We start from the raw sequence: 24,913 nt of genomic DNA, 5'->3' as shown, positions 1-24,913 counted from the left end.
CTGGTTATCGTGCAACCGATTGCAAAATGCAATCAGAATTACAGGAGAGGATACGGCGCCATGACGACGATCGAACGCCCCGAAATCATCTCCGAAGTCTTTGGCGATCCGGCAGACCCGTCGCTGCTCCTGATCATGGGAGCGATGGCCTCGATGCTCTGGTGGCCGGAGGCGCTGTGCCGGAACCTGGCCGATGCCGGCCTGTTCGTGATCCGCTATGACAATCGCGACACCGGCCGTTCGACCAAATATCCACCGGGAAAGCCGCCTTACACGTTCGACGATATGGCGGACGATGCGATGCGCGTTCTCGACAGCCACGGTCTCCAGAGCGCGCATCTGGTCGGCATGTCGGCGGGCGGGATGATCGCCCAGCTGGTGGCGTTGAAACGCCCCTCGCGCGTCATCTCGCTGACGGTGATCAGCAGTTCACCAATTGGGATGGACACGTCGCATCTGCCCGGCACGACCGCGGCCTATAGCGAACACTCCGCCGAGGGCGCGAAGGTCGACTGGTCGAACCACGATCAGGTGGTCGATTTCATCGTCAGGGACGCGCGGGCGATCGCAGGCGCCGCGCATCCGTTCGACGAGGCGCGAGCGAGAGCCTTCGTCGAGCAGGATTACGCCCGCTCCGGCGGCTTCGAGAGCGCGACCAATCATTTCCTGCTCAAGGGCGGAGACGCATGGAAGGGCCGCCTGCGCGAGATGACGGCGCCGCTGCTGGTCATCCACGGCACGGCGGATCCGATCTTTCCGGTCGAGCATGGCGAGGCGCTGGCCGAAGCTGTCGCCGGGGCGAAAATTGTCCCCATCGAAGGCGGCGGTCACGAACTGCATCCGGGCGACTGGACGGTGATATCGGCGGCAATCGTCGCGCACACCCGAGCCATTGAGGCGGCATGGGTGGGGTCTTGACGAGCAAGGCTTGCAATAGTGAAGTGAATGCTTCAGTGTTTGGCCTTGGCTGATGGCAAGGCAGCCGCTACCGACGAACCGCGAAACAGGCGAGAAAAGATGTCCCTGACGCTTCATTTCCATCCCCTGGCCTCCTTCTGCTGGAAGCCGCTGATCGCGCTCTACGAGAACGACATACCGTTCACTCCGGTCATCGTCGATCTCGGCAATGCCGAGTCGCGCGACGCCTTCCTGAGGATATCGCCGAGCGGCAAGATGCCGGCGCTGCGCGACGATGCGCGCGACCGCACGGTGCTGGAATCGACAATTGTCGTCGAATATCTGGCCGCGCACTATCCGGGGCCGGTCGAACTCGTTCCCGCCGACATAGACCTGGCGCTGGCAGTCCGCCAGGCCGATCGCTTCCATGATTTCTATGTCCAGGAGCCGATGCAAAAGATCGTCGGCGACCGGTTGCGCCCGGAAGGCAAGACCGACCCGTTCGGCGTCGAGCAGGCTCGCGCCCAGCTGCGCAATTCCTACGCCATCATCGAAGAGGACATGCGGTCGAAGAGCTGGGCGATGGGCGAGGCCTTCACCATGGCCGATTGCGCGGCGTCTCCCGCGCTGTTCTACGCCAACAAGGTCGAGCCGTTCGGCGACAGATATCCCGCCGTGAAACGCTATCACGACCGCCTCGCGCAGCGGCCCTCCTTCGCGCGGGTGATCGAGGAAGCGCAGCCCTACTTCAAGTTCTTTCCCTACAACAACGGCTGATCGCGATGCTGCATGATCCTGCCCAGCTCGACCGGATGTTCCAGGCGCTCGCCGATCCGGCACGGCGACAGATGGTCGACCGGCTGTCGCGAGGCCCCGCTTCGGTCAGCCAGCTGGCCGAGCCGCTGGCGATGTCGCTGTCGGCCGTCGTCCAGCATCTGAACCTGCTGGAGGCGAGCGGCCTTGTCCGTACACAGAAGCTTGGCAGGGTGCGCACCTGCCAGATCGAACCCACGGCGTTGAGAGCGGCGGAACACTGGATCAATGAGCGGCGTCTCGCCTGGGAGCGGCGGCTGGACCGGCTGGGCGAGTTTCTCTCCGAAAGCAAGGATGAGACCTGAAGGAGGCAATCATGACCAAACGTTCCGTCGTCCATTCCACCTTCGTCGTCGAGCGCCTCTATCCAGCGGCGCCGTCGAGGGTCTTCTTCGCGCTCAGCAATCCGGCCGCAAAGCGGCGCTGGTTCGCCGATCCTCACGACCCGACACCCAGCCGGCATGAAATGGACTTCCGCGTCGGCGGCAAGGAGGTCAATGCCGGCTGCCCGAGCGACGGGCAGATGCACTATTTCAACGCGGTCTATCAGGACATCGTGCCGGACCAGCGCATCGTCTACAGCTACGAGCTGCTGTTTGGCGAAACCCGCGTCTCGGTGTCGCTGACAACGATCGAACTTGTTGCCGAGGGCAAAGGGACACGGCTCGTCATGACGGAACAGGGCGCCTTCCTCGACGGCCATGATATTTCGGCCACGCGCGAACATGGCACCGGTGAGCTGCTCGACGCGCTCGGCGCGTTTCTGAGTGCCGAAGCCTGACCGTGTGCCGCGGCTGGCCGGTCAATGCATGTCGCGCATGGCGCGCAGCGGTTTTGGGACGACGGCATGCACAAAAGACAAAGACTCAAAGCGCGCCGAGTGAACCTGCTTCAGAGCGACGCGCTTCAGTCAGGCTTCCCAGAACTGATCGAGCCAGATGTTGAGTTTGAGGAAGCCGGCGTTGCTGACCGCATAGACGCGCCTGGTTCCTTCCGGCCTGGCGTTGACCAGGCCGGCATCGAGCAGCACTTTCAGATGCTGCGACACGGCTGGACGCGAGACCGGCAGTCCGGCGGCCAATTCGTTGACGGTTTTAGGGCCGCGCCGAAGTTCTTCCAGAAGATGGCGCCGGTGGGGGTCGGCAATCGCCATGAAGGCGTCGGAAAAGATCATGGCTCATTTGTGAGGCAAAGCTTTTCGAATCTCAACCGCCTGCTTCTGCTTTTCTTCGCGGGTCAAGCCGCAATGCTTCCGGTGTCACCGAGCGATCGGCCGGTTGCGTCTTGAACGCGTCGCGATCTCCGACCGGCACCGGGGCACGGCGGCTGATGCGCAGCAGCGTATAACCCGCCAGGCACAGATGCGCGAAGGCGGTCGCCAGGAACAGGCCTTCCGGGCGCATCCAGCCCATCAGGGCCGCGGCCAGCAAGGGGCCGATCATCGTGCCGAAGCCATAGAGCAGCAGCAGGCCGCCCGATACCTTGACGAAATCCTCTGGGCGGGCGTGGTCGTTGGCATGCGCCACCGCGATCGAATAGAGCGTGTAGGCGAACGCGCCGTAGGCGGCGGTGAAGACGATGACAAAGACGCCGGAGCGCGGCTCGAAGAGGAAGATCGCCAGCGCGAACAAGGCGGCGCCGAAGGCAGCGCCGGCCAGCACGAAACGCCGGTCGGTCTTGTCGGAGAGGCGCCCGGCCGGAAGCTGCATGGCCGCACCGGCAACGACCACCAGGCTCATCATCAAGGCAATCTCGGCGGTGGAAATGCCGATGCGGGCGCCATAGACGGCGCCCAGCGTACCCCAGGCGCCGTTGGCGATGCCGATCAACACGCAAGCGACCGCCGAGACCGGCGAGTTCGCATAGAGCCCCCTGACGTCGAGCGAGACATCCTGCAGCGGCTTGGGGTGCGAGGCCGTCGAGACCGCGGTCGGAATGAGCGACAGGCAGAACAGGATGCCGGTGATCATGAACAGTGACGCCGATTTCACGTCGCCTCCGGCGACGATCATCTGCCCGCCCATGATCGAAGCGTAGGTGACCATCATGTAGAGGCCGAAGACGGTGCCGCGGTTCTCGTTGGTGGCCTTCTCGTTTAGCCAGCTTTCGATGACCATGAAGGCGCCGGCCATGGTGAAGCCAGTGAAAGCGCGCAGCAGGATCCAGACATATTCATCGATGATCAAGCCGGTGAGCAGCGCCACGATGGCGCCCGACGCGGCAAAGGCGCCGAAGGCCCGCACATGGCCGGCGCGGCGCACGATGCGCGGGGCGAAGAAGCAGCCGGTGACGAAGCCGCCGGCCCAGGCCGTGCCCATCAGGCCGAGCGATGCGGTCGAGAAGCCTTCCAGCTGACCGCGCAGCGGCAACAGCAGCCCGTGCAATCCAGACGCCGCGAGCAGGAAGGCGGTGCCGCGAAGCAGCGAGAGGATCGGTCTGTAGGTTGCGAACATTTTTTGATCCGGCTCGAGCTTGGCGGGGCGCTGGGTCTGAAGACAGTCGCATTCGGGCTTTTCGGCGGCAGGCCCTTCGGCCTGCGCGTCTATCCGCGGCGGAACAGTGCCTCAGCGGCCGATTTGGTGCTGTCCTTGGCCTTGAGTTCGCTTTCCAGCCGGGCGATCTCGTCGCGCAGGATGCCGATTCGCTCGGTCAATTCACCGACCGAAAGCAGCGACAGGTCCTGCCCGATCTCGTGCGGGCGCGCCTTCTTCTTGGGTTCGTCGTCGAAGATCGCCATCGTCGCTCCTCCCTCCGCTAAACCAGATTGGCCATTTGCCTGATTTGCCAATCAGCATACATAGGGCAGGGGCGTCGATGCAAACAGCCGATCGGACAACGGCGAGGAAAGACGGGAAACTTCATGGCGAGCGGACAGAGAATTCCGGCAAGGATGACGGCCATTGCGATCTCGGAACCCGGTGGTCCCCGGGTGCTGAAACCGGAGACGCGTGACGTGCCGCAGCCGGGACCCGGCGAGATCCTGATCAAGGTGCATGCGGCCGGCGTCAACCGGCCCGACGTGCAGCAGCGCAAGGGCGCCTACCCGCCGCCGCCCGGTGCGTCTGACCTGCCGGGCCTCGAAGTGTCGGGCGAAGTGGTTGCACTGGGCGACGACATATCGCGCTGGCGCATCGGCGACCGCGTCTGCGCGCTGACGCCGGGCGGCGGCTATGCCGAATATGTCAAGGTTCATGCCGGCAGTGTGCTGCCGTTGCCAGCCGGCTTTACCCACACCGAAGCGGCGGCGGTGCCGGAAAACTACTTCACGGTCTGGCACAATGTGTTCGAGCGCGGCGGCCTCAAGAGCGGCGAGACACTGCTCGTCCATGGCGGCTCGTCCGGCATCGGCACCACGGCGATCCAGCTGGCCTCGGCCTTCGGCGCCTATGTCATCACCACCGCCGGCAGCAAGGAAAAGTGCGACGCCTGCCTGAAGCTCGGCGCCGACCGGGCGATCAATTACCGCGAAGAGGATTTCGTTGCCGCGGTGAAGGAGGCAACCGGCGGCAAGGGCGCCAATGTCATCCTCGATATGGTCGGCGGCGACTATGTGGCGCGAAACTACGAGGCTGCGGCGATAGAAGGCCGTATCGTCCAGATCGCCGTGCAAGGCGGCGCGGTGGCCAGCGCCGACTTTTCGAAGATCATGGTCAAGCGGCTTACCCACACCGGGTCGACGCTGAGGCCGCGCACGGTCGAGTTCAAGGCGGCGATCGCGGCCGCGCTGGAAGCGCAGGTGTGGCCGTTACTCGGCACGCGCAAGGTAGCTCCCGTCATGGATATGATCCTCCCGCTCAGCGAGGCCTGGCGGGCGCACGAGCGGATGGAAGAAGGCGAGCATATCGGCAAGATCGTGCTCGACGTCGGCTAGGCCGTATCGATATTCAGGTGATGCCGGCCTGCAAATGACGGCTTCCTGCGCTTCCGGTGCTCACGTCCTTCAAGTACGCTCCGCTCGGTTCTCGGAAGCCACCATTTTCGACTCGGCCTGACCTGGATCTCGAGACGTCCCGGGCGTGCGCGTCCCTGCCTGCAAACTGAACAAAAGCTTAATGCTGCAATGCAGCATTTGCATCATTGCTATGCAAAATCGGTCATTCAAGTCCTGATCGATGATCACTATTTGTGCATCATCGAAACGAACAATCCTTGGAGGACTATCATGAACCCGATCCGCGCTTTCCGTAACTGGCGCATGTACACCGAGACCGTGCGCGAACTGAACCGCCTCAATGCGCGTCAGCTCAGCGATCTCGGCATCAACCGCGCCGACATCGAAAAGATCGCCCGCAAGGCCATCTGATTGTCGAGCATGGTCCGTTCCAAGAGCCGGACCATGCTGTAGAAGCAAGAGCCGAAGCAGGCGGTTTTGCCGTCGCCGGTTCCGAACCCGCTGGACCCCGTCCGGCGGGTTTTGTCTTTTTGGCGCTGGTGTCACGAAGCGGCACCGACGACCGCCTCAAGATGCCGACCCTGAAAAAAGGCCGCGCTCCCTCCGACATTACAAGACCACAAGGCCGGGCGTGCCCATCTCGGCCGGATTTTCGCCAGAGCGGCACCCGCCAGCAAGGCCAGCTTGTCGCACTGCCAAGGAGTGCGGAGCCGTTTCGATAGCCGCGGGGTCCACGGCTTCCGGCCGATTGCTTCCAAAAACATTGCGAAACGACCCGGGAGCAGTTATACAGGCCGCGAATTTCCCATTTTGGTGGCTCTAAACCACCGCCCGCGCGGGAACGCGGGCGAACGAGAAGGATTTTTGAAATGGCCAATACGCTGCTGATGCCCAAGGCGACCGCCGTCTGGCTGGTCGACAACACCGCACTCTCCTTCGAGCAGATCGCGCAGTTCTGCGGGCTGCATCCGCTCGAGGTCAAGGCGATCGCCGACGGCGAATCGGCGCAAGGCATCAAGGGCATGGATCCGATCATGACCGGCCAGTTGACCCGCGATGAAATCGCGCGTGCCGAAAAGGATCCGAACCAGCGTCTGAAGCTTTCGGATCCCAAGGTGCGGGTGCCGGAATCCAAGCGCAAGGGGCCGCGCTACACGCCGCTGTCGAAGCGCCAGGACCGGCCGAACGCAATCCTGTGGCTGGTGCGCAACCATCCCGAGCTCAAGGACGCGCAGATCTCGCGTCTGGTCGGCACCACCAAGTCGACGATCGAGCAGATTCGCGAGCGCAAGCACTGGAACTCGGCCAATCTGCAGCCGATGGACCCGGTGACGTTGGGCCTTTCCTCGCAGATCGACCTCGACATGGAAGTCAACCGCGCTTCGCGCGGCCGCGAACAGGCACAGCCGGTCGGCGACACGCTGCTGCCGGCGGCCTTGACCGAGCGGCTGGTGCCGGCTCCCGAGAAGCCGAAGGACGAGGATGCCGAACTCGACGCCAACGCCGTCTTCGCCAAGCTCTCGGCCTTGAAGTCGAAGAATACGGACAACGACGACGACCAGTGAGGTCTCTGACCACACAAGAAAAAGCCCGCTTCGAGCGGGCTTTTTTTGTGCGGTCCAGCAGTCTCAGGTCCGCGCCGCGCGATCCGGCGCCATGCCGTAGTCCTCGCTGCGCTCCACAGCCCGGTAGAAATCGGCAAGCTGCTTGCCGCGCTCCGGCTTGAAGATGCGGCCGGCGATGACCACCGAGGCGATGCGATCGATACGGAAGGCGCGAAAATCGTCGCGCATCTCGCACCAGGCGACAAGCGTCCACACCTTGCCCCAGAACCACAGGCCGAGCGGGCGGATATCACGCGCGGTGCCGCGCCCGGCCTCGTCGGAATAGTCGACGGTCAGCACCTGGCGCTTTTCGACCGCGCGCTCGATCAGGTCGATCGCTTCGCGGGCGGCGTCGCTGACCACCCACATCGGCGTGTGGATCTCGGTGCGGGCGATGCGGTCCTTTTCGGCGTCCGGCAGCACCGCACCGATCTTGACCAGCGCCTCGTCGGCGGCACGCGCCATGGCGGCGCCGCCAAAGGCGCGCACCATGCGGGCGCCGGCAACCAGCGCCACGATCTCGTCACGCGTGAACATCAGCGGCGGAAGGTCGAAACCTTCCCTCATCATGTAGCCGACGCCGGCTTCGCCGTCGATCGGCACCCCGGTCGACTGCAGGTCGGCGATGTCGCGGTAGATGGTTCGCTCGGAAACCTCGAGCCACGTGCCGAGCTTCTGTGCGGTGACCAGACGGCCGCCACGCAGATGCTGCACGATCTGGAAGAGCCTGTCGGCACGGCGCATCGTATGGTCCCTCGGTGTTGTTCTCATGCATGTCGTTGTCCCAAAACCGGTGCCCGTTCCTGGGCGACATGCACTATGGTTTCAGTCCTTCACGCTTGCGTTGCGCTGCTACGAATTCCGCGCCGAAGGACAATTTCCTCGTTGTCGGCGTCTTCGCGTCGAGCACACGCCAGAAGGGCGCTACGTCGCTCAATGCCATGCCACGTTCGAGATCCTCTTTGGCTGCCTCCGCAACGGTGCGCAAATGATAGCCGGTTGTGACCGGGCATGTCACTTCGGCGCCATGCTCGATGGCAAGTGCCGTGCGCAGTGCACGAACGTCCATCTCGACGCCCTCGGGTATAGAGCGGATGAAATCGTCGACCTGTCGCGGTGTCGGCACCAGCATCGGCTGACCCTCGATGACGTCTCCCATCGTGCGTGGTGTCGGCTTGACGCCATTGATGCCGGGCGTGTTCAGCCTGTCATTCCAGCTTTTCATCGATCGTCATCTCCACCGCCGGTGTGCAGCAGTCTGCACCATCGCACGCGGCTCCTGACAGCATTCTGTCAGGAGCCTTCAGCATATTCCTTGGCAAACAGCGTCCGCATCTGCGCGAGATCGCTGCCTCTTTCGGGATAGAGCGTCTTCAGAAAGGCAAGAGCAAAGGTGCCGGGCGCCGAACCCGGCGCGGAAACGACCGTGCCGTCGGCCACCGCGTGCGGCACGTCCTGATAGTTGCGGTCGCCGGCATAGCCCGCTTCGTGACGGTTGATCCAGTCGCGGCCATTGCTGGTATGCTTGGCCTTTTCGAACATACCGGCACGGGCCAGTGCCAGCGTCCCGGCGCAGATGCCGCCAACGACGCCGCCGCGCGATGCAACGGATTTGAGCAGTTCGGCGATATCCGGTGGCGCCTTGCCAAACCACTGGTCGGAGCCGATGACGGTGACGGCGTCGAGATCGGTATTCTCATCGGCGCCGGTCGAGCGGTCAGGCACCAGCTGAAAACCGCTAATCCCTGTCACCGGCTTGCCGTCCGGCGTCAACGATACGGCGCGGGCGCCGAACCATTCGACGGCCGATGCCGCCAGCAGCCCATACTCCCAGTCGGCAAAGCCCTGGATGAAAAGAAAGCCGATTGTCTTCTGCTCTGGCATAGCTCGCTCCATCCCACGCGCGCCGGACCTGTTATCTGGGCGTTGACGCGCCCACATCCAACCGCTGTGTCGAAAAATTCGTCTCAATTGCCGCGAGGGCGACGGTCGGCATACATGTCCGGCCAGCCGATATCCTTGCGAATGTCCGCCGGCAGCGAGTTCATGAACCATTGGGTGCGGATCTCGTTGCGCATCGTGCGTATCTTGCCGACATAGTGCTGCATGCCGCGCAGAATGGTAAAACTATTCATGGCTATTCTCCTCTCTTTGGCTGGAGGCACTATCGCATACCCCTCCTGACAGCAGTCTGTCAGGAGGATGGCAGGGCGCTCGACGATCGTTCCGACCGGCTCATTTCCCTGGGAAAGCATCGGTTTCGACTGATGGCGCCGTGTCCGCGCAGGCTGCGCAGGGCAGCCGATTGTTCACCAGGGGGAGCAATGGTTTGGCCGCAATTGTTCAGGGTTCGGCGACGGACCGTCGGGATATGAGGACTTCAGCGGCGTGGCCGCGGTTCTGATATGAAAGGAGAAAATTCTTCCCCAGAAACAGGGAGACGACCATGAGCCTGCAACTGACAGGAATCCACCATCTGACCGCCATCACCGCCAATGCGCCAGGTAATCTTCGCTTCTACACGAAGGTGCTGGGGCTGAGGCTGGTCAAGAAGACGGTCAACCAGGACGATACCTCGGCCTATCACCTCTTCTATGCCGATGGCGAAGCGACACCGGGCACCGACCTCACCTTCTTCGACTGGCCGGTTGGCCGCGAGCGGCGCGGCACCCACAGCATCGCGCGGACCAGCCTGAGGGTCGGCAGCCGGGAGAGCCTTGCCTGGTGGAAGCAGCACCTCGCCGGTGAAAACGTCGCGACAGGCGAGATTGCCGATATCGGCGGCTATCCGTCGCTGGATTTCGAGGATCCCGAAGGTCAGCGCCTGAGGCTGGTCAGCGATGGCGGCAAGGGCGACAGCCATGCCTGGGCGCAGAGCCCGGTGCCGGTCGAACACCAGATTCGCGGGCTTGGGCCGATCGTCATCAGTGTTCCCGACATCACCAACACCGAGGCGGTGCTGACCAGGGTGATGAACATGCGCAAGGTCCGCGACCATGCCTCGCCGGACGGCGAGGGCCATGTCCATGTCTTCGAAATGGGCGAGGGCGGGCCGGCGGCGGAGCTTCATGTCGCCGTGCAGCCTGGGCTGGCGCCCGCAAGACAAGGCGCCGGCGCGGTTCATCACGTTGCCTTCAGGGCCCCGGACCAGGAGACGCTGCATCAATGGACCGCCCGTCTGGCCGAGTTCCGGCTGCCGTCGAGCGGCGAGGTCGAGCGCTACTACTTCCGCTCGCTCTATTTCCGCGAGCCGAACGGCATCCTGTTCGAGATCGCCACCGACGGGCCGGGATTCACCGCCGACGAGCCGCTGGAAACACTGGGCGAAAGCCTTGCCTTGCCGCCGTTCCTCGAACCGAAGCGCGCCTCGATCGAGGCAGGTCTGAAGCCGCTGAGATAATAGGTCTCCTGGAGACGAGCGCGGGGAGCGCTTTGACAGCCGACCGTGATGCTGGTCAAAAAGACGGCATGTCGAAACTCCTTGCGCCCGTTATCGCCGGCCACCCCTTCAGCCGGCCGGCCGGGTCGGCCTGGTGAAGCGGGCCGATTCCCAGGTGCCGGCTATCCTGGTACTGATAACGATCTCGGCATCGCTCGCCTTCTACAACATCGACTTCCCGTTCGGGATCCAGCCGGACGAGCCGCTCAAAGTGGCGTTTGCCGCAGGACAGCACCACAATTACGCGCATCCGCCGTTGATGATCGTATTGGCCCGCTTTGCCGGATGGCTTTCCGGGGCGTCGAACGAACACGACTACTTGCTGGCCGGCCGGAGTGTCAGTGCCTTGGCCTGCGTCGCGGCAAGCGTCCTCTTCTATGTCGTCTTGCGACGCTACGCAGACGGCATCAATGCCTTCCTGTGGGCCTGTGTTTTCGCGGCGTCGCCAGCCATCGCGGTTCATGCGCATTATTTCAAGGAAGACGCTGTCCTGGTCTTCGCCATCTGTGTCGGGCTGCATGCACTGGTGCGGTTGAAAGAGCAGGTCACCACGGTCAATCTCGTCTATTTCGGATGTGCGCTCGGGCTTGCCGTTACGGCGAAATATGCGGGCGCCGGCAACAGCCTCGTTCTTTTCATAGCGGCGATCGTCTACTGCAGGCTCAGCATCAGACAAGGCATCATCGTTGCCGCCACGGACGCGCTCACGGTGGTCGCGATATTCGGCGTGTCGCTGTTGACCGAGACCGGAAGCGGACTTTCAACCGTCATCAAAGGCCTTGGCTCGGAACTGAAGCACGCTGAAACGGGCCACGATCTCAAGGAATGGTTCTGGGAGGGCTACGGGCTCACGCATTTCCGCTACCATCTGATTCCCAGCCTCACCGGCCCGACCGTGGCTATCGCCCTTGGGGCAATCGCCGTCGCCATCATCGCCGACCGCAACAGATATGTCGCCACCTACGCGGGTGCGGCTTTGCTTTGGCTCTTCCTGCTCGAGCTCTCGCCGCTCAAGCTGGTCGGCTTAATGCGTTACATCTTGCCGGTGGTCATCTATCTGCTGCTGGCCGCCGGCATCGCCTGCTCCAGGTCGATTGCGCCCCGAAACCGGCTGGTCGCCACCACACTTGGGCTCGTCGCCATGGTTGCGAGTGCGCATGCCGGCATGGCCTATGTCGCGAACCTGGACCGGGAAACCGATACCCGCTTTGCGGCGATGCGCTTCCTTGAAAGGCAAGGCATCATGCGTTTTGTGGTTGATTTTCCAATGGGAGAGCCGGCACCAGAAACCAATGACTACCGCGATCTTTCATCAGTCGATTACCTCGTATCGCTGAAATTTCAGCGATACCTGCGTGGCGGGGGGCTGAGCGAGCAAGACCCGAGAACATATGAGCTTGCCGGCATGTTCCGCTGCCTCGATGGTCATATCGCAGCGCAATTTTCGAAACCATATGGCGACTATGGCTACGTCGCGCCGACAGTCAGGATCTATGACCTGCGCGATGCGCGCGCCTGCGTCCCCAAGAACGGACAGTAGGCGACCGGAATCAGTTCATATGGAGACATTGAGCTTCTGGCTGCGACCTGCTTTTTGGAAGCAGGTTTTGACAGCCGGCCGCGTTGCTGGTCAAAGGCGGCATGTCGAAACTCCTCGCGCTCGTCATTGTTGGCATCATGGCCATCCAGCTGATCAAGCCGCTCGGCTGGCCGGGGCTGAAACGGCGCAGTGACTTCTGGAAGCTCGCGCTGCTGGCGATGGCTGCGATTTCGATCACGGCGGTGCTGGGGCATTGGGCATAGCGGGGTGGCGACGGGTGTTTGCCTGTCGCCGCTACACCGGGCGTTGCTCGCCCAGCACCAGGCCGACCAGATGTTCCGCCCAGGCCCGGTAGCCGGCCTCCGAGGCATGAAAACCGTCGGAAGCAAAACCGGCTTCAGGGTTGGTGATCGGCAGGCGCGGCGCCGGCACCGCGCCGCGTTCGAGGCAAAGGCGTTCGCCCATCCGGTTCATCTCGGTGGCGCGGATCTCGAGGATCTTGCCGAGCAGCGCCGGCATGGCCGGCGCGCGGGTGAACTCCAGCACCGGCGACCAGACCACGCGCGCTTCCGGCCATTTGGCGCGCAGCGCGTAGAGCAGGCCACCAAACTCCTTCTTGAAGCGCGGCACGGAATGAAAATTCTTGGTGTCGTTGGTGCCGATGGCCAGCACGATGTGCGTCCACGGATCCGCCGACAGATTGGGCAGGACATGGTCGCGGATCTGGCCTGATGTCGCGGAATTGAAGCCGGCCGCGCGCCAGCGCACGGCGCGGCCGGTGCCCTGCGAAATCAGAACGGCGAGTTGCGCGGCAAGTCCGTCCTCGGAATTGCCGATGCCGACCGAGGCAGCCGAGGAATCACCAAGCACCAGAAGCGAGATCGCCGGCGCCTTGCCCGCGAGATCGTGCATGACCGGCCCCTGCGCCGGCAGCATGCGCGTCGTGCGGCGGCGCACGCCAAGGCCTTGCCAGACGTAGATCGGGAAGGCGAGCCAGGTGAGAAGGGCCGGGAAGCGCATGGCAATACCGTGGAATGATCTGCGGCACCTTTAACGCATGTTTCGCCGGAGATGAACGCTCTTCAATCGCAGCAACTTGGCGGCGCTACCAGCCTGTCCTGATATTCGTCGTGCAGCCGCACCCAATCCATCAGGCCGTTATAGGGGCCAGTTTCGTTGCGGCCCTTCGGTGTCATGTCGAGGTAATCATAGGTGCCGATCAACGCCTCGCCGCCGCGGGCGCGCGACATGAAGGTGAGGAAGATGTCGCCATTTTCATCCCGGTAGAAAACACTGGTGCCGGGAAGTTCCTTTGACGTCCGGGGACGGGTCTCGAAATTGTAGGTGGTGTCACCGGCGGCGATCTGCTTGTCGGTGAAGGAGACCTGCATATCGAAGTTGAAATCCGAGGCGTAGGACGACACCCAGTCGAACTTCCAGCCCATGCGTTGTTTGTAGGGCAAAAGCTCAGCCAGCGGCGCGCGCGAGACTACAATCAGCGACACGTCGTGGTGCCTCAGATGCTGGTTGGCGCCGTCGATATGGTCGGCAAGGAACGAGCAACCCTCGCAATGATGCGTGCACCCCGGTCCGAACATGAAGTGATAGACGATCAGCTGGCTGTTGGCGCCAAACAGGTCGGCCAGTTTCTTTGGCCCTTGCTCGGTCTCGAAGACATAGTCCTTCCTGATCTTCAGCCAGGGCAGTTCACGCCGTTCAGCCGCGATGCGTTCGCGAAGTCGCGTCAGTTCCTTCTCACGCGCCAGATGCGCCTTGTGCGCCTGGTACCAGTCTTCGCGCGAAACCACTCTGTTGCGATGCATGTGCCTCTCCCTGTCTGTCATCCCAAGGACGTTCGGGATGGGCACAAACCGACATCGCCGATTGTTTGTTTGAGCATGATCTCTGGACAAACGGGCTCCCGTTTGTCCGAGAAAACCGGATTCCACTTTTCGGGATCATGCTCAGCGCCGAATGGGAAATAAGGATGCAGACGCTGCATCCCAAGCGGACAAGCCACAAACAAAAACCCGGGCGCATCGGCCCGGGTTTGCGGGGAGACGGAAGAGCTGCGATCAGGCGGCCTGTTCCAGGCTTGCCTTCCATTTTCCAAGCGCGGCCAGGTAATTCATGTGGGCGCGGTGGGTAAAGGCGGCCTGGCCGGCGGCGATATTCGACGCCTTGCCGCTCCATGCTTTCTGCGGCGCGGCCTGCAGCGCGCGGCCATAGGAAAAGGTCAGCTTCCAGGGATGCGGCCCGATGGCATTGATGGCGTTGAGATTGGCGGTTGCTTCCTCGTCCTCCTGGCCGCCGGAGAGGAAGGCGATGCCCGGCACCGCCGCCGGTACGGTCTCGCGGAACAGTTTTATGGTCTTCTCCGCGACTTCTTGCGGGCTGCTCGCCTTGCCCGATTTCTTGCCGGCCAGCACCATGTTGGGCTTCAGGATCGTGCCTTCGAGGACGACGCGCGCCGCGTAAAGCTCGTCATAGAGTTTCGTCAGCGTCGCCTTCGAGACCTCATAACAAGTGTCGATGTCGTGCGCGCCATCCATCAGCACTTCCGGCTCGACGATCGGCACGATGCCGGCTTCCTGGCAAAGTGCGGCATAGCGGGCGAGCGCATGGGCGTTGGAGCCGATCGAGGTGGCCGATGGCACGCCCTTGGTCGTGTCGATGTCGATCACCGCGCGCCATTTGGCGAAGCGGGCGCCGAGCTTGTGGTAGTCGGCAAGGCGCTCGCGCAAGCCGTCCAGACCCTCGGTGATGGTGTCGCCGGGAAAGCCGGCCAGAGGCTTGGCGCCGGCGTCGACCTTGATGCCGGGAATGGCACCGGCGGCCTTGATGATGTCGACCAGCGGCGTGCCGTCGGCGGCTTTCTGGCGGATGGTCTCGTCATAGAGAATGACGCCGGAGATGTACTTCGTCATCGCGTCGGAGGCGCGGAACATCATCTCACGATAGTCGCGGCGGCTGTCCGCGGTCGATTCGACGCCGATGACATCGAAGCGCTTCTTGATGGTGCCGGAGCTTTCATCGGCCGCCAGCAGGCCCTTGCCACCGGCCACGATCGCGGCGGCAATGTCTTCGAGACGTTCGCTCATCATGCTTCTCCTGAAGGGTTTGTTCCGCGCTTAACGGAAGTCTACCGCCAAAGGAATGGCATCGGAAAGCTCGAATCGATTGAAAGTCTCCGGCGCCCCCGCTCGCTCTCCTTCAGCGCTTCAGCACGTCGACGCCGGGCAGCGGCTTGCCTTCCATCCATTCCAGGAAAGCGCCGCCGGCGGTCGAGACATAGGTGAAGTCGTCGGCCACGCCAGCATGGTTGAGCGCCGCCACGGTATCGCCGCCGCCGGCAACGGAGACCAGCTTGCCTTCCCTGGTGCGCGCCGCGGCGTGCGTTGCCGCCGCCACGGTGGCGTGGTCGAATGGCTCGATCTCGAAGGCGCCGAGCGGGCCGTTCCAGACTAGCGTCGCGGCGCGGTCGATCCATTCGCCGACGGCTTTCACCGTCTTGGCGCCGACATCGAGGATCATGCCATCGGCTGGCACGTCCGAGATGGCGACGGTCTCGCAGGCCGCGCCTGCCTTGAATTCCCTGGCGACGACGCCGTCGACCGGCAGGATGATGGCGCAGCCGGACTCGGCCGCCTCGATCATGATCTGCTTGGCGGTCGAGGCCAGGTCATGCTCGCACAGCGACTTGCCGACGTCGGTGCCGCGCGCGGCGAGGAAGGTGTTGGCCATGCCGCCACCGATGACCAGGGCGTCGACCTTCTTCACCAGGTTCATCAGCAGATCGATCTTGGTCGAGACCTTGGCGCCACCGACGATGGCGACGACCGGACGGACCGGATTTCCCAGCCCCTTCTCCAGCGCTTCGAGTTCGGCCTGCATGGTGCGGCCGGCGAAGGCCGGCAAGAGATGCGCCAGCCCCTCCGTCGAGGAGTGGGCGCGATGCGCGGCGGAGAAGGCGTCGTTGACGAAGATGTCGCCGTTGGCGGCGAGCTTTTCGGTGAAAGCCGGATCATTCTTCTCCTCGGCCTTGTAGAAGCGGGTGTTTTCGAGCAGCAGCACGTCGCCCTTGTTCATGGCGGCGACGGCGCTCGCCGCCGTGTCGCCGACGCAATCGCCGGCAAAGCCAACGGGACGGCCGAGCACGTCAGCCGTGGCCCTGGCGATCGGCTCCAGCGAGAATTCAGGCGAGGGGCCATCCTTGGGCCGGCCGAAATGGGCGAGCAGGATAACCTTGGCGCCCTTGCCGGACAGCTCCGCGATGGTCGGAGCGATGCGTTCGATGCGGGTGGCGTCGGTGACCTTGCCGCCGGCGACGGGAACATTGAGGTCGACACGCACCAGAACGCGCTTGCCGCTGACGTTGCCGATATCGTCCAGGGTCTTGAAGGCGGCCATGCTGGTTCCTTTCGCGGAAAAATCGCCGGGACCATACCCCGCGCCAACGATGATGCAAGCCTCCAGACGCGAGCCGCGCGGAAAAATGATCCAGTCCGTTATGTCTGGCGCGGTCAGCCTTCGGTTGTCGCCTTTTGTGTCTCAGGCGCGGGGGGCGGCGCCACTTCGGCCTGCGTCTCCGCCAACTGCGTTTCAGTCGGCTTGCGCCAGTTGCGGACAAAGGCGGAGACACGGTCGCCGATTTCGCCGGCGCTCAGGAAAACCGGCACCCGCGCCACCGGTGCGGTAGGCTCGAAGGAAAGGCCGAGGCCGGTGATCCTGCCCTTGTCGTCGACGTCGCGGACGATCAGCTCGATCGGACCGAGCAGCACGCGGTCGGCATATTCGGCATGGCCGCCGAGCCGTGCCGTGACCAGGGCGCCGACGGTGAGCTTTTGTTCCGCTTCGGTCAGCCCCGGCGCGTAAGCCGCTTCCAGTTCAGCGGCGGCGCGCGCCGGGTCCACCGCGAAGGCGCCGAAGAAATCGGCATCTTCGGGATCGACCACCGCGCGACTGGCGAACAGCTTGTCGAGCAGGCGCGGATAGCGGTCCGGCACGAAGATGTAGACCTGATCGCCGGCGGCGAGCCGGCCCATATCCTGGAAGCGCATCGAGCGGCCGTCGCGCAGCACCAGCGAGGGCCGCGCCCAGCGCGGTATGCGCTCGCCTCGCGCCACCGGGCTGCCGGGCGCCACGCGGTAGGCAAGGAGCTCGTGATGGGCGGAGCCCGGCAGTTCGAGCTCGACCTTGTCCAGCGGTCCGAGCCGCGCCGGTACGATGAGGCCGAGGCGACGGGCCAGCGGCCCGACCGTCCAGCCCTGGATGACCAGCGACACCAGCACGATGATGAAGGCGGTGTTGAAGATGAGGCGGCCGTTTTCCAGCCCGCCGAGCAGCGGCGTGATGGCAAGCAGGATCGAGACCGCGCCGCGCAGCCCAACCCAGGAGACGAAGGCGACCTCGGGGCGCGGCAAGCGAAACGGGATCAGGCAGACCCAGACCGCGATCGGCCTGGCGACGAACATCAGGAACAGGCCGAGCAGAACCGCCGGCACCAGGATCGCCGGAAATTGCGAGGGCGTCGCGAACAGGCCCAGGATCAGGAACATGATGATCTGCGCCAGCCATGACATGCCGTCCTGGAAGCGCTTGAGGATGGTAACGGCGCGGATGTCGGAATTGCCGGCGACCAGGCCGGCAAGATAGACCGCCAGGAAACCCGAGCCGCCGATGGCGCCGGCGGCGGCAAAGACCATCAGCGACAGCGTGAGCACGAAGATCGGCAGCAGGCCGTGGTCGAGATTGAGCCGGTCGACGAGGCGCACGATGGCGAGGCCGCCGAGCACGCCGACGACGGCGCCGAGGCCCATGTTGAGGAGGAAGCCGAGGACCAGGCTGGTGACCAGGACATTGGTCTCGGGGTTGGCGTGAGCGGCTATGATCTCGACCAGCGTGATGGTCAGGAAGATGGCGATCGGATCGTTGGTGCCGGATTCGACCTCGAGCGTCGAGCGCACGCGTTCGCGCAGATTGATCTCGCCGGCGCGCAGCAGGAAAAACACCGCCGCGGCATCGGTGGAGGCGACGGCGGCGCCGAGCAGGAAGGATTCCAGCCAGGTGAGGTCGAGCAGGTAATAGGCGGCGGCGCCGAACAGGCCGGTGGTCAGCAGCACGCCGAAGGTCGCCAGCGACAGCGCCGGGCCCGCCGCCTGCCGCAAGGCGTTGAGCGGCGTGCCGAAACCGGAATCGAACAGGATGACAGCCAGCGCCAGTGAGCCGGCAAAATAGGCGATGCGGGCATTGTCGAACTGGATGCCGAGGCCGTCCGTTCCGGTGGCGAGCCCAATGCAGAGAAACAGGAGCAGAAGAGGGGCGCCGAAGCGGAAGGCGATCAGGCTCGAAAACGCGGCGGCGACGACAAGCGCGGTGCCGATCAGCGTCACGACATAGATCGCATGCTCCATCCGAAAATCAGCCCCTCAAATTCGTCGCTCTCCTGGTTTAAGGGTGAGTGGGGCGAAGACGTGACCAGTGCAAGGCGGTGGGGTGGCTTTTTGACCTATGCCGCTGATTTTCGGGCGTTTTGGCGCTCGGGACACAAATCGGGAAAGTGTCCCTCACTCTCATGAAAAACGCCCGGACAAAGCCGGGCGTTCGAGGTCTCGAAAAGGAAAGTTCCGCGATCAGGCGATGGTCTTGCCGAAGGCGACTGCGGTATCGCCCATGCGGTTGGAGAAACCCCATTCATTGTCGTACCAGGACAGCACCGATACGAAGTTGCCGTCCATCACCTTGGTCTGGTCGAGCGCCATGATCGAGGAACGCGGATCGTGGTTGAAGTCGATCGACACGTTCGGGTGATGGGTGACGCCGAGAATGCCCTTGAGCTTGCCGTTGGAAGCGGCGATCACCGCGTCGTTGATCTCCTGGACGGTGGTCGACCGCTTGGCGATGAACTTGAGGTCGACGACCGAGACATTCGGGGTCGGCACGCGGATCGAGATGCCGTCGAGCTTGCCCTTGAGATCGGGCAGGACCAGGCCGATCGCCTTGGCCGCACCGGTCGAGGTCGGGATCTGCGACAGGGCAGCGGCGCGGGCGCGGTAGAGATCCTTGTGCATGGTGTCCAGCGTCGGCTGGTCGCCGGTGTAGGAATGGATCGTCGTCATCATGCCCTTTTCGATGCCGACCGTCTCGTGCAGCACGGCGGCCAGCGGCGCCAGGCAGTTGGTGGTGCAGGAGGCATTCGAGATGACGATGTGGTCCCTGGTCAGCTTGTCGTGGTTGATGCCGTAGACGACGGTGAGGTCGGCGCCGTCCGATGGAGCCGAGACAAGCACGCGCTTGGCGCCGGCGGTCAGGTGCGCGGCGGCCTTGTCTCGGGCGGTGAAGATGCCGGTGCATTCAAGCGCGATGTCGACGCCCAGTTCCTTCCACGGCAGCTGCGTGGGATCCTTGATGGCGGTGACCTTGAACTTCTCCTTGCCGACGGTGATCTGGTCGCCGGAAACCGAAACCTCGTGCGGGAAGCGGCCGTGCACGCTGTCGTAGCGCAAGAGGTGGGCGTTGGTCTCGACCGGGCCGAGATCGTTGACGGCGACGACGTCGATGTCCTTGCGGCCGGATTCATGGATGGCGCGCAGGATGTTGCGGCCGATACGGCCGAATCCGTTGATGGCAACTCTGACGGTCATTTTTCTCTCCCTGGGAGCTGGAAGGCAGATGATTGGTCCGCAGCTTCATAGCGGCGGACGGGCAAAGAATCCAGCCGCCGCGACATGGATTTAAATCGATTAGGTTGGGCCAGTCCCGCGAAACCGCTGTGCGCGGTTTCGCGGGAGCATTCTTGTTCGTGCATGTCGTTGTCCCAAAACCGCGATACGCTTTTGGGCGACATGCATAGGCCTTACTTGCCGTGCAGGCGGGCTTCCGCCGCCTTGGCCGCCGCATCGGCGGTGATGCCGAAATGCGGATAGAGCTGTTCGATGGTGCCCGAGGCGCCGAAGCCGGTCATGCCGACGAAGATGCCGTCGGAGCCGATGAGATGATCCCAGCCCTGGCGGATGCCGGCTTCGATCGCCATCTTCACCGGCGCGTTGCCGATCGTCTTCCTGCGGTAGTCGTCGCTCTGCTGGTCGAACAGTTCGAAGCAGGGCACCGACACGACACGGGTCGGATGGCCGTGCTTTTCCAGCAGCTCGCGGGCAGCAAGCGCGATCTCGACCTCCGAGCCGGTGGCGAAGATCGTCACCGCCGCCTCGCCGCTGGCGGCGGCCAGCTCATAGGCGCCCTGGCTGCTCAGGTTCCTGGCCGAGAATTCGGTGCGCACCGTCGGCAGGTTCTGGCGGGTCAGCGCCAGCGTCGACGGGGTCTTTTCCGACTCGAGCGCGATCTGCCAGCATTCGGCGGTCTCGACCGCGTCGGCCGGACGGAAGACATTGTGGTTCGGGATGGCGCGCAGAGCCGCCAGGTGCTCGACCGGCTGGTGGGTCGGGCCGTCTTCGCCCAGGCCAATGGAATCATGGGTCATGACGAAGATCGAGCGGATGCCCATCAGCGAGGCCAACCGCATCGACGGACGGGCATAGTCGGAGAAGCACATGAAGGTGCCGCCATAGGCGATGAGGCCGCCATGCAGTGTCAGGCCGTTGAGCGCGGCGGCCATGCCATGCTCGCGGATGCCGTAGTGGACATAGCGCTGGCCATAGTCGTCTGATGTGATGTTCTTGGTCTGGCTGGTCTTGGTGTTGTTGGAGCCGGTCAGGTCGGCGGAGCCGCCGATGGTCTCGGGCACGGCGCCGTTGATGACTTCCAGCGCCATCTCGGACGATTTGCGGGTGGCGACCTTCGGCTTGTCGGCCGAGAGCTTCTTCTTGTAGTCGGCGATGACGGCATCGAAATTGGACGGCAGCTTGCCGGCGAGGCGACGCTCGAATTCAGCCTTCAGCTTCGCGTCGGCCTTGGCGAGGCGGCCTTCCCAGTCGGTGCGCGCCTTGACGCCGGCCTTGCCGGCGGTGCGCCAGGCGTCGAGGATGTCGGCCGGAATTTCGAAAGGCGGCGAATCCCAGTTGAAGAACTTGCGCGCACCGGCGATCTCGTCGGCGCCGAGCGGTGAACCGTGCGCCTTGTTGGTGCCGGCCTTGGTCGGCGCGCCGAAGCCGATGGTGGTCTTGCAGGCGATCATCGTCGGCTTGTCGGAGTGGCGGGCGGCTTCGATGGCATAGGCGATCGCTTCCGGATCGGTACCGTCGATATGGCTGGCGTTCCAGCCGGAGGCCTGGAAGCGGGCAACCTGGTCGGTATTGTCGGCAAGCGAGACCGGGCCGTCGATCGAGATGTTGTTGTTGTCCCAGAAGACGATCAGCTTGTTGAGCTTGAGGTGACCGGCAAGCGCGATGGCTTCCTGTGAGACGCCTTCCATCAGGCAGCCGTCGCCGGCCAGCACGTAGGTGTAGTGATCGACGAGGTCGTTGCCGAAGGCGGCGTTCATGATGCGCTCGCCGAGCGCGAAGCCGACCGAATTGGCGAGACCCTGGCCGAGCGGGCCGGTCGTCGTCTCGATGCCCGTGGCATGGCCGTATTCGGGGTGGCCGGCGGTCTTCGAGCCCAACTGGCGGAAGTGCTTGATCTGGTCGAGGGTCATGTCCTCGTAGCCGGTCAGATGCAGCAGCGAATAGAGCAGCATCGAACCATGGCCGGCCGACAGGATGAAGCGGTCGCGGTCGGCCCAGTGCGGGGCCTTGGGATCATATTTCAGGAAGCGCGTGAACAGCACCGTGGCGATGTCGGCGCAGCCCATGGGCAGACCGGGATGGCCGGAATTTGCCTTCTCGACAGCGTCCATGGAGAGAAAGCGGATCGCATTGGCCATCCGGTCATGTTGTTCACGCGACGTCATGGTACCTCCGGGGTGGGGGTTTGGGGCCTTGGGAGAGGCCTTGAAAGGGGTGCGCGACACATAGCAGGCGCGGGCTTTTAGTCAACAAACCGGTGCGCATTTGCCGGCCTTGCGATGCCGCTGGCGGGTCTACATTAGCGTTAGCGGGGGACAGTCGCGAGAGCTTTGTTGACGTTGCCTTCACCCGGTGCCTAATGTTTCTGACATAACGCGTTCTGAACGCGAACGATTCGGTGATGGGCAGGGCACAGGACGAAGGCCATGACCGGGGAAGCCACGCTGAAGGAAGTGATCGCCAGGCTGGGTAAAGCCATCGAGGGGCTGGAAAATGCCGTCGCGGCCAAGCTCGAGCACGAACGCGACTACTCGGAAGCCGAGGCCGAGGTGCAGCGGATGAATGCCGACCGCTCCCGGCTGGCACAGGAACTCGACAATTCCGAAGCGCGCGCAGAGCGGCTGGAAGACGCCAACAAGGAAGTGTCGCGACGGCTGGTGACCGCCATGGAAACCATCCGCGCCGTGTTGGACAGATAGGGGCTGGACAGGTAGGCCAATGGCACAGGTCACGGTTTCAATCGACGGCAAGCAGTATCGGATGGCCTGCGACGAAGGCCAGGAAGAGCACCTGATCGACCTCGCCGAACGCTTCGACCGCTACGTCTCGCATCTAAAGGACTCTTTTGGCGAGATCGGCGACCAGCGGCTGACGGTGATGGCCGGCATCATGGTGATGGACGAACTCTCCGAGCTCCAGAAGCGCGTCAAGGGCATGGAAAGCGAAGTGCTGACACTGCGCAAGACGCGCGACGACGCGCTGACCAAGGCCGACAAGAACGACAGCGTGCTGACCAATGCGCTCGGCGCGCTGGCGCAGCGGATGGAAGACCTGACGACGACGCTGGCCGTGAAGTCCTAGGCTTCATCGCTGCCGGCAGGTAAATTTCAGCATTCTCAAGCAAAAGGCGAAAATTTTTCGCGGCCCGCGTCGCTGCCGGCGGCCTCGGCGTTTGAAGGTCGCCGCCGGAGTGGTAAAAGGGTCCGAACCCGCCAGCCGGCGGCATTTGACAGGGGTAGGGACCATGAGCCTTCGTATCAACGACATCGCACCGGATTTCACCGCCGAGACCACGCAAGGGACGATCAAGTTCCACGAATGGATCGGCGACGGCTGGGCGATACTGTTCAGCCACCCGAAGAACTTCACGCCGGTCTGCACGACCGAGCTTGGCACGATGGCCGGGCTGGAAGGCGAGTTCAAGAAGCGCAACGTCAAGATCATCGGCATTTCCGTCGATCCGGTTGCGAGCCACGACAAGTGGCAGGCCGACATCAAGACGGCGACCGGCCATTCGGTGCACTATCCGCTGATCGGCGACAAGGACCTCAAGGTCGCGAAGCTCTATGACATGCTGCCCGCCGGTGCCGGCGAGACTTCGGAAGGCCGCACGCCCGCCGACAATGCCACCGTGCGCTCGGTCTACGTCATCGGGCCGGACAAGAAGATCAAGCTGGTGCTGACCTACCCGATGACCACGGGCCGCAACTTCGACGAGATCCTGCGCGCGGTCGATTCCATGCAGCTGACCGCCAAGCACCAGGTGGCGACGCCGGCAAACTGGAAGCAGGGCGAGGACGTCATCATCACCGCCGCCGTTTCCAACGAGGACGCCATCAAGCGTTTCGGCGCCTTTGAAACCATCCTGCCCTATCTCAGGAAGACCAAGCAGCCGTCCGCCTGAGTGCTTCGGAACGGTTTTTGCCTTTCTTGCCCTTGCGAGCCAAGGGATGCTTGACTGAGCCACCCGAGTGGACAACCATGCTCCTCTCGGGTGCCGCCAGAGAAAATCATTCCTGTCGGCTGGAGCGGGTCATCGTTTCATGGAAACGTGGGACCACTCTAACCCGTTGTTTCGAAGCAATTCCGGACGGAAAACCGTGTCGCGCTTTTCCGGGAAATGCTTCAGGGGTTTGGGGAGCCGACATTGGACGTAGCTTTGGCCAGGCCGCGGGTCAGCGGTTTCTATGACAAGCCGACCGGGGCCATCCAGTATGTCGTCGCCGACCAGGCGACGAAGCGATGCGCCATCATCGATCCGATCCTCGACTTCGACGAGAAGTCCGGTGCGACCGGTACGAACAACGCAGACGCCTTGCTCGATTTCATTAGGGACAACGGGCTCGAGCTCGAGTGGATCCTCGACACCCATCCGCATGCGGATCATTTCTCGGCGGCGCACTACCTGAAGCAGAAGACCGGGGCACCCACCGCCATCGGCGACAGGGTCGTCGAAGTCCAGAAACTATGGAAGGCGATCTACAACTGGCCGGATTTTCCCGCCGACGGCTCGCAATGGGACAGGCTGTTGGGGGAAGGCGAGACGTTCCGGATCGGAACCGTTCCAGTCAAGGTGCTTTTCTCACCCGGGCACACGCTGGCCTCGATCACCTATGTGGTCGGTGATGCCGCCTTCGTCCACGATACGCTGTTCATGCCCGACAGCGGCACGGCGAGAGCTGACTTTCCCGGCGGAAGTGCCGCGCGGCTCTGGCACTCGATCCAGGGCATCCTGGCGTTGCCGGACGAGACGCGCGTCTTCGTCGGCCACGACTATCAGGCCGGTGGGCGCGAACCCTTGTGGGAAAGCACGATCGCGATGCAAAAGGCCACCAACATCCACCTCGTTGCCGCGCGTGCCGAGGCCGATTTCGTCGCCCTGCGCGAAGCCCGCGACAGGACGCTGCCGATGCCGAGGCTGATCCTGCATGCGCTGCAGGTCAACATGAATGGCGGCCGGCTGCCGGAGCCGGAAGCCAATGGCCGGCGATACCTGAAGTTCCCGCTGGATTCGCTTTGAGCTTGCAGTGCTGAGCCGGCAGTGAG

At 63.5% G+C, this 24,913-nt stretch carries 27 protein-coding genes and 1 pseudogene; 14 read left to right on the top strand and 14 right to left on the bottom strand.

Annotated elements, in window-relative coordinates:
* Nucleotides 1-60 precede the first annotated feature (60 nt).
* From OOJ09_RS24805 to OOJ09_RS24790, 4 genes are all read left to right on the top strand, one after another.
* Complete coding sequence (locus OOJ09_RS24805) at nt 61-918, top strand: alpha/beta fold hydrolase (protein ID WP_269907717.1); 858 nt, start codon at nt 61-63, stop codon at nt 916-918.
* A 99-nt stretch (nt 919-1,017) separates the two neighbouring features.
* Nucleotides 1,018-1,674 (top strand): glutathione S-transferase family protein, encoded by a 657-nt coding sequence (locus OOJ09_RS24800; protein WP_269907716.1) that lies wholly within the window; start codon nt 1,018-1,020, stop codon nt 1,672-1,674.
* Between the two features lie 5 nt (nt 1,675-1,679).
* Nucleotides 1,680-2,015 (top strand): ArsR/SmtB family transcription factor, encoded by a 336-nt coding sequence (locus OOJ09_RS24795; protein ID WP_269907715.1) that lies wholly within the window; start codon nt 1,680-1,682, stop codon nt 2,013-2,015.
* A gap of 11 nt (nt 2,016-2,026) precedes the next feature.
* The gene (locus OOJ09_RS24790) at nt 2,027-2,491 is read left to right on the top strand and encodes an SRPBCC family protein (RefSeq protein WP_269907714.1); all 465 of its coding nucleotides are present in this window, start codon (nt 2,027-2,029) and stop codon (nt 2,489-2,491) included.
* Nucleotides 2,492-2,620: 129 nt separating this feature from the next.
* On the opposite strand, the gene OOJ09_RS24785 is transcribed toward OOJ09_RS24790, so the two are convergent.
* The 3 genes and pseudogenes from OOJ09_RS24785 to OOJ09_RS24775 all read right to left on the bottom strand — a co-directional run bounded on the left by OOJ09_RS24785 (nt 2,621) and on the right by OOJ09_RS24775 (nt 4,447).
* Nucleotides 2,621-2,884, bottom strand: coding sequence for an ArsR/SmtB family transcription factor (locus OOJ09_RS24785; protein ID WP_256752652.1), 264 nt, complete (start codon nt 2,882-2,884; stop codon nt 2,621-2,623).
* Between the two features lie 31 nt (nt 2,885-2,915).
* A pseudogene (locus OOJ09_RS24780) lies at nt 2,916-4,184 on the bottom strand (MFS transporter); the annotation flags it as partial.
* Nucleotides 4,185-4,252: 68 nt separating this feature from the next.
* A complete protein-coding gene (locus tag OOJ09_RS24775; RefSeq protein WP_269907712.1) occupies nt 4,253-4,447 on the bottom strand; it encodes a DUF1192 domain-containing protein in 195 nt (64 codons plus the stop codon).
* A 123-nt stretch (nt 4,448-4,570) separates the two neighbouring features.
* Here OOJ09_RS24775 and OOJ09_RS24770 point away from each other — a divergent pair, with 123 nt between their 5' ends.
* From OOJ09_RS24770 to OOJ09_RS24760, 3 genes are all read left to right on the top strand, one after another.
* Nucleotides 4,571-5,581 carry an NAD(P)H-quinone oxidoreductase gene (locus OOJ09_RS24770; protein WP_269907711.1) on the top strand — a complete coding sequence of 337 codons (1,011 nt, stop codon included), beginning with the start codon at nt 4,571-4,573 and terminating at the stop codon, nt 5,579-5,581.
* A gap of 291 nt (nt 5,582-5,872) precedes the next feature.
* A complete protein-coding gene (locus OOJ09_RS24765) occupies nt 5,873-6,013 on the top strand; it encodes a DUF1127 domain-containing protein (RefSeq protein ID WP_091578925.1) in 141 nt (46 codons plus the stop codon).
* A gap of 458 nt (nt 6,014-6,471) precedes the next feature.
* Nucleotides 6,472-7,167, top strand: coding sequence for a DUF1013 domain-containing protein (locus OOJ09_RS24760; RefSeq protein WP_091578658.1), 696 nt, complete (start codon nt 6,472-6,474; stop codon nt 7,165-7,167).
* A 63-nt stretch (nt 7,168-7,230) separates the two neighbouring features.
* On the opposite strand, the gene OOJ09_RS24755 is transcribed toward OOJ09_RS24760, so the two are convergent.
* From OOJ09_RS24755 to OOJ09_RS24740, 4 genes are all read right to left on the bottom strand, one after another.
* Nucleotides 7,231-7,950 (bottom strand): helix-turn-helix transcriptional regulator, encoded by a 720-nt coding sequence (locus OOJ09_RS24755; protein ID WP_269907746.1) that lies wholly within the window; start codon nt 7,948-7,950, stop codon nt 7,231-7,233.
* A gap of 73 nt (nt 7,951-8,023) precedes the next feature.
* A complete protein-coding gene (locus tag OOJ09_RS24750; RefSeq protein ID WP_269907710.1) occupies nt 8,024-8,431 on the bottom strand; it encodes a hypothetical protein in 408 nt (135 codons plus the stop codon).
* Nucleotides 8,432-8,499: 68 nt separating this feature from the next.
* Nucleotides 8,500-9,090: a DJ-1/PfpI family protein gene (locus OOJ09_RS24745; RefSeq protein WP_269907709.1), complete on the bottom strand. Its 591-nt coding sequence runs from the start codon at nt 9,088-9,090 to the stop codon at nt 8,500-8,502.
* An 83-nt stretch (nt 9,091-9,173) separates the two neighbouring features.
* Nucleotides 9,174-9,341: a hypothetical protein gene (locus tag OOJ09_RS24740; RefSeq protein WP_269907708.1), complete on the bottom strand. Its 168-nt coding sequence runs from the start codon at nt 9,339-9,341 to the stop codon at nt 9,174-9,176.
* 311 nt (nt 9,342-9,652) lie between these two features.
* Here OOJ09_RS24740 and OOJ09_RS24735 point away from each other — a divergent pair, with 311 nt between their 5' ends.
* The 3 genes from OOJ09_RS24735 (at nt 9,653) to OOJ09_RS24725 (ending at nt 12,448) form a co-directional block, all read left to right on the top strand.
* Complete coding sequence (locus OOJ09_RS24735) at nt 9,653-10,606, top strand: ring-cleaving dioxygenase (protein ID WP_269907707.1); 954 nt, start codon at nt 9,653-9,655, stop codon at nt 10,604-10,606.
* 133 nt (nt 10,607-10,739) lie between these two features.
* Nucleotides 10,740-12,185 (top strand): ArnT family glycosyltransferase, encoded by a 1,446-nt coding sequence (locus OOJ09_RS24730; RefSeq protein ID WP_269907706.1) that lies wholly within the window; start codon nt 10,740-10,742, stop codon nt 12,183-12,185.
* Between the two features lie 101 nt (nt 12,186-12,286).
* The gene (locus OOJ09_RS24725) at nt 12,287-12,448 is read left to right on the top strand and encodes a hypothetical protein (protein ID WP_269907705.1); all 162 of its coding nucleotides are present in this window, start codon (nt 12,287-12,289) and stop codon (nt 12,446-12,448) included.
* Nucleotides 12,449-12,479: 31 nt separating this feature from the next.
* Here OOJ09_RS24725 and OOJ09_RS24720 read toward each other — a convergent pair whose 3' ends face one another.
* From OOJ09_RS24720 to tkt, 7 genes are all read right to left on the bottom strand, one after another.
* Nucleotides 12,480-13,205, bottom strand: a complete 726-nt coding sequence (locus OOJ09_RS24720) for an SGNH/GDSL hydrolase family protein (RefSeq protein ID WP_269907704.1) — start codon at nt 13,203-13,205, stop codon at nt 12,480-12,482.
* Between the two features lie 62 nt (nt 13,206-13,267).
* Nucleotides 13,268-14,008, bottom strand: a complete 741-nt coding sequence (locus OOJ09_RS24715) for a DUF899 domain-containing protein (RefSeq protein ID WP_269907703.1) — start codon at nt 14,006-14,008, stop codon at nt 13,268-13,270.
* A gap of 252 nt (nt 14,009-14,260) precedes the next feature.
* Entirely contained in the window at nt 14,261-15,286 is a 1,026-nt protein-coding gene (locus OOJ09_RS24710) for a class I fructose-bisphosphate aldolase (protein ID WP_269907702.1), read from the bottom strand.
* A gap of 112 nt (nt 15,287-15,398) precedes the next feature.
* Nucleotides 15,399-16,595, bottom strand: a complete 1,197-nt coding sequence (locus OOJ09_RS24705) for a phosphoglycerate kinase (protein WP_269907701.1) — start codon at nt 16,593-16,595, stop codon at nt 15,399-15,401.
* A gap of 113 nt (nt 16,596-16,708) precedes the next feature.
* Nucleotides 16,709-18,598: a potassium/proton antiporter gene (locus tag OOJ09_RS24700; RefSeq protein WP_269907700.1), complete on the bottom strand. Its 1,890-nt coding sequence runs from the start codon at nt 18,596-18,598 to the stop codon at nt 16,709-16,711.
* Between the two features lie 219 nt (nt 18,599-18,817).
* Nucleotides 18,818-19,828, bottom strand: coding sequence for a type I glyceraldehyde-3-phosphate dehydrogenase (gene gap / locus OOJ09_RS24695; protein ID WP_269907699.1), 1,011 nt, complete (start codon nt 19,826-19,828; stop codon nt 18,818-18,820).
* Between the two features lie 212 nt (nt 19,829-20,040).
* A complete protein-coding gene (gene tkt / locus OOJ09_RS24690) occupies nt 20,041-22,032 on the bottom strand; it encodes a transketolase (RefSeq protein WP_269907698.1) in 1,992 nt (663 codons plus the stop codon).
* Nucleotides 22,033-22,293: 261 nt separating this feature from the next.
* Between tkt and OOJ09_RS24685 the strand changes: the two genes are divergently transcribed.
* From OOJ09_RS24685 to OOJ09_RS24670, 4 genes are all read left to right on the top strand, one after another.
* Nucleotides 22,294-22,566, top strand: a complete 273-nt coding sequence (locus OOJ09_RS24685) for a DUF4164 domain-containing protein (RefSeq protein ID WP_013529251.1) — start codon at nt 22,294-22,296, stop codon at nt 22,564-22,566.
* A gap of 19 nt (nt 22,567-22,585) precedes the next feature.
* Entirely contained in the window at nt 22,586-22,948 is a 363-nt protein-coding gene (locus tag OOJ09_RS24680; protein WP_091578639.1) for a cell division protein ZapA, read from the top strand.
* Nucleotides 22,949-23,111: 163 nt separating this feature from the next.
* On the top strand, nt 23,112-23,771 hold the full coding sequence (locus OOJ09_RS24675; protein ID WP_269907697.1) for a peroxiredoxin: 660 nt from the start codon (nt 23,112-23,114) through the stop codon (nt 23,769-23,771).
* Nucleotides 23,772-24,014: 243 nt separating this feature from the next.
* The gene (locus tag OOJ09_RS24670) at nt 24,015-24,887 is read left to right on the top strand and encodes an MBL fold metallo-hydrolase (RefSeq protein ID WP_420107542.1); all 873 of its coding nucleotides are present in this window, start codon (nt 24,015-24,017) and stop codon (nt 24,885-24,887) included.
* Nucleotides 24,888-24,913 lie beyond the last annotated feature (26 nt).

It is taken from the genome of Mesorhizobium qingshengii (assembly GCF_027563465.1).
Classification (GTDB): Bacteria; Pseudomonadota; Alphaproteobacteria; order Rhizobiales; family Rhizobiaceae; genus Mesorhizobium; species Mesorhizobium qingshengii_A.
This window is presented reverse-complemented; position numbering and strand designations above follow the sequence as displayed.

What these genes read in the sequence shown, in the direction of transcription:
- OOJ09_RS24805 (WP_269907717.1), top strand. Translation starts at nt 61, where the DNA reads ATGACGACGATCGAACGCCCCGAAATCATCTCCGAAGTCTTTGGCGAT.
- OOJ09_RS24800 (WP_269907716.1), top strand. Translation starts at nt 1,018, where the DNA reads ATGTCCCTGACGCTTCATTTCCATCCCCTGGCCTCCTTCTGCTGGAAG.
- OOJ09_RS24795 (WP_269907715.1), top strand. Translation starts at nt 1,680, where the DNA reads ATGCTGCATGATCCTGCCCAGCTCGACCGGATGTTCCAGGCGCTCGCC.
- OOJ09_RS24790 (WP_269907714.1), top strand. Translation starts at nt 2,027, where the DNA reads ATGACCAAACGTTCCGTCGTCCATTCCACCTTCGTCGTCGAGCGCCTC.
- OOJ09_RS24785 (WP_256752652.1), bottom strand. Translation starts at nt 2,884, where the DNA reads ATGATCTTTTCCGACGCCTTCATGGCGATTGCCGACCCCCACCGGCGC.
- OOJ09_RS24775 (WP_269907712.1), bottom strand. Translation starts at nt 4,447, where the DNA reads ATGGCGATCTTCGACGACGAACCCAAGAAGAAGGCGCGCCCGCACGAG.
- OOJ09_RS24770 (WP_269907711.1), top strand. Translation starts at nt 4,571, where the DNA reads ATGGCGAGCGGACAGAGAATTCCGGCAAGGATGACGGCCATTGCGATC.
- OOJ09_RS24765 (WP_091578925.1), top strand. Translation starts at nt 5,873, where the DNA reads ATGAACCCGATCCGCGCTTTCCGTAACTGGCGCATGTACACCGAGACC.
- OOJ09_RS24760 (WP_091578658.1), top strand. Translation starts at nt 6,472, where the DNA reads ATGGCCAATACGCTGCTGATGCCCAAGGCGACCGCCGTCTGGCTGGTC.
- OOJ09_RS24755 (WP_269907746.1), bottom strand. Translation starts at nt 7,950, where the DNA reads ATGCGCCGTGCCGACAGGCTCTTCCAGATCGTGCAGCATCTGCGTGGC.
- OOJ09_RS24750 (WP_269907710.1), bottom strand. Translation starts at nt 8,431, where the DNA reads ATGAAAAGCTGGAATGACAGGCTGAACACGCCCGGCATCAATGGCGTC.
- OOJ09_RS24745 (WP_269907709.1), bottom strand. Translation starts at nt 9,090, where the DNA reads ATGCCAGAGCAGAAGACAATCGGCTTTCTTTTCATCCAGGGCTTTGCC.
- OOJ09_RS24740 (WP_269907708.1), bottom strand. Translation starts at nt 9,341, where the DNA reads ATGAATAGTTTTACCATTCTGCGCGGCATGCAGCACTATGTCGGCAAG.
- OOJ09_RS24735 (WP_269907707.1), top strand. Translation starts at nt 9,653, where the DNA reads ATGAGCCTGCAACTGACAGGAATCCACCATCTGACCGCCATCACCGCC.
- OOJ09_RS24725 (WP_269907705.1), top strand. Translation starts at nt 12,287, where the DNA reads ATGTCGAAACTCCTCGCGCTCGTCATTGTTGGCATCATGGCCATCCAG.
- OOJ09_RS24720 (WP_269907704.1), bottom strand. Translation starts at nt 13,205, where the DNA reads ATGCGCTTCCCGGCCCTTCTCACCTGGCTCGCCTTCCCGATCTACGTC.
- OOJ09_RS24715 (WP_269907703.1), bottom strand. Translation starts at nt 14,008, where the DNA reads ATGCATCGCAACAGAGTGGTTTCGCGCGAAGACTGGTACCAGGCGCAC.
- OOJ09_RS24710 (WP_269907702.1), bottom strand. Translation starts at nt 15,286, where the DNA reads ATGAGCGAACGTCTCGAAGACATTGCCGCCGCGATCGTGGCCGGTGGC.
- OOJ09_RS24705 (WP_269907701.1), bottom strand. Translation starts at nt 16,595, where the DNA reads ATGGCCGCCTTCAAGACCCTGGACGATATCGGCAACGTCAGCGGCAAG.
- OOJ09_RS24700 (WP_269907700.1), bottom strand. Translation starts at nt 18,598, where the DNA reads ATGGAGCATGCGATCTATGTCGTGACGCTGATCGGCACCGCGCTTGTC.
- gap (WP_269907699.1), bottom strand. Translation starts at nt 19,828, where the DNA reads ATGACCGTCAGAGTTGCCATCAACGGATTCGGCCGTATCGGCCGCAAC.
- tkt (WP_269907698.1), bottom strand. Translation starts at nt 22,032, where the DNA reads ATGACGTCGCGTGAACAACATGACCGGATGGCCAATGCGATCCGCTTT.
- OOJ09_RS24685 (WP_013529251.1), top strand. Translation starts at nt 22,294, where the DNA reads ATGACCGGGGAAGCCACGCTGAAGGAAGTGATCGCCAGGCTGGGTAAA.
- OOJ09_RS24680 (WP_091578639.1), top strand. Translation starts at nt 22,586, where the DNA reads ATGGCACAGGTCACGGTTTCAATCGACGGCAAGCAGTATCGGATGGCC.
- OOJ09_RS24675 (WP_269907697.1), top strand. Translation starts at nt 23,112, where the DNA reads ATGAGCCTTCGTATCAACGACATCGCACCGGATTTCACCGCCGAGACC.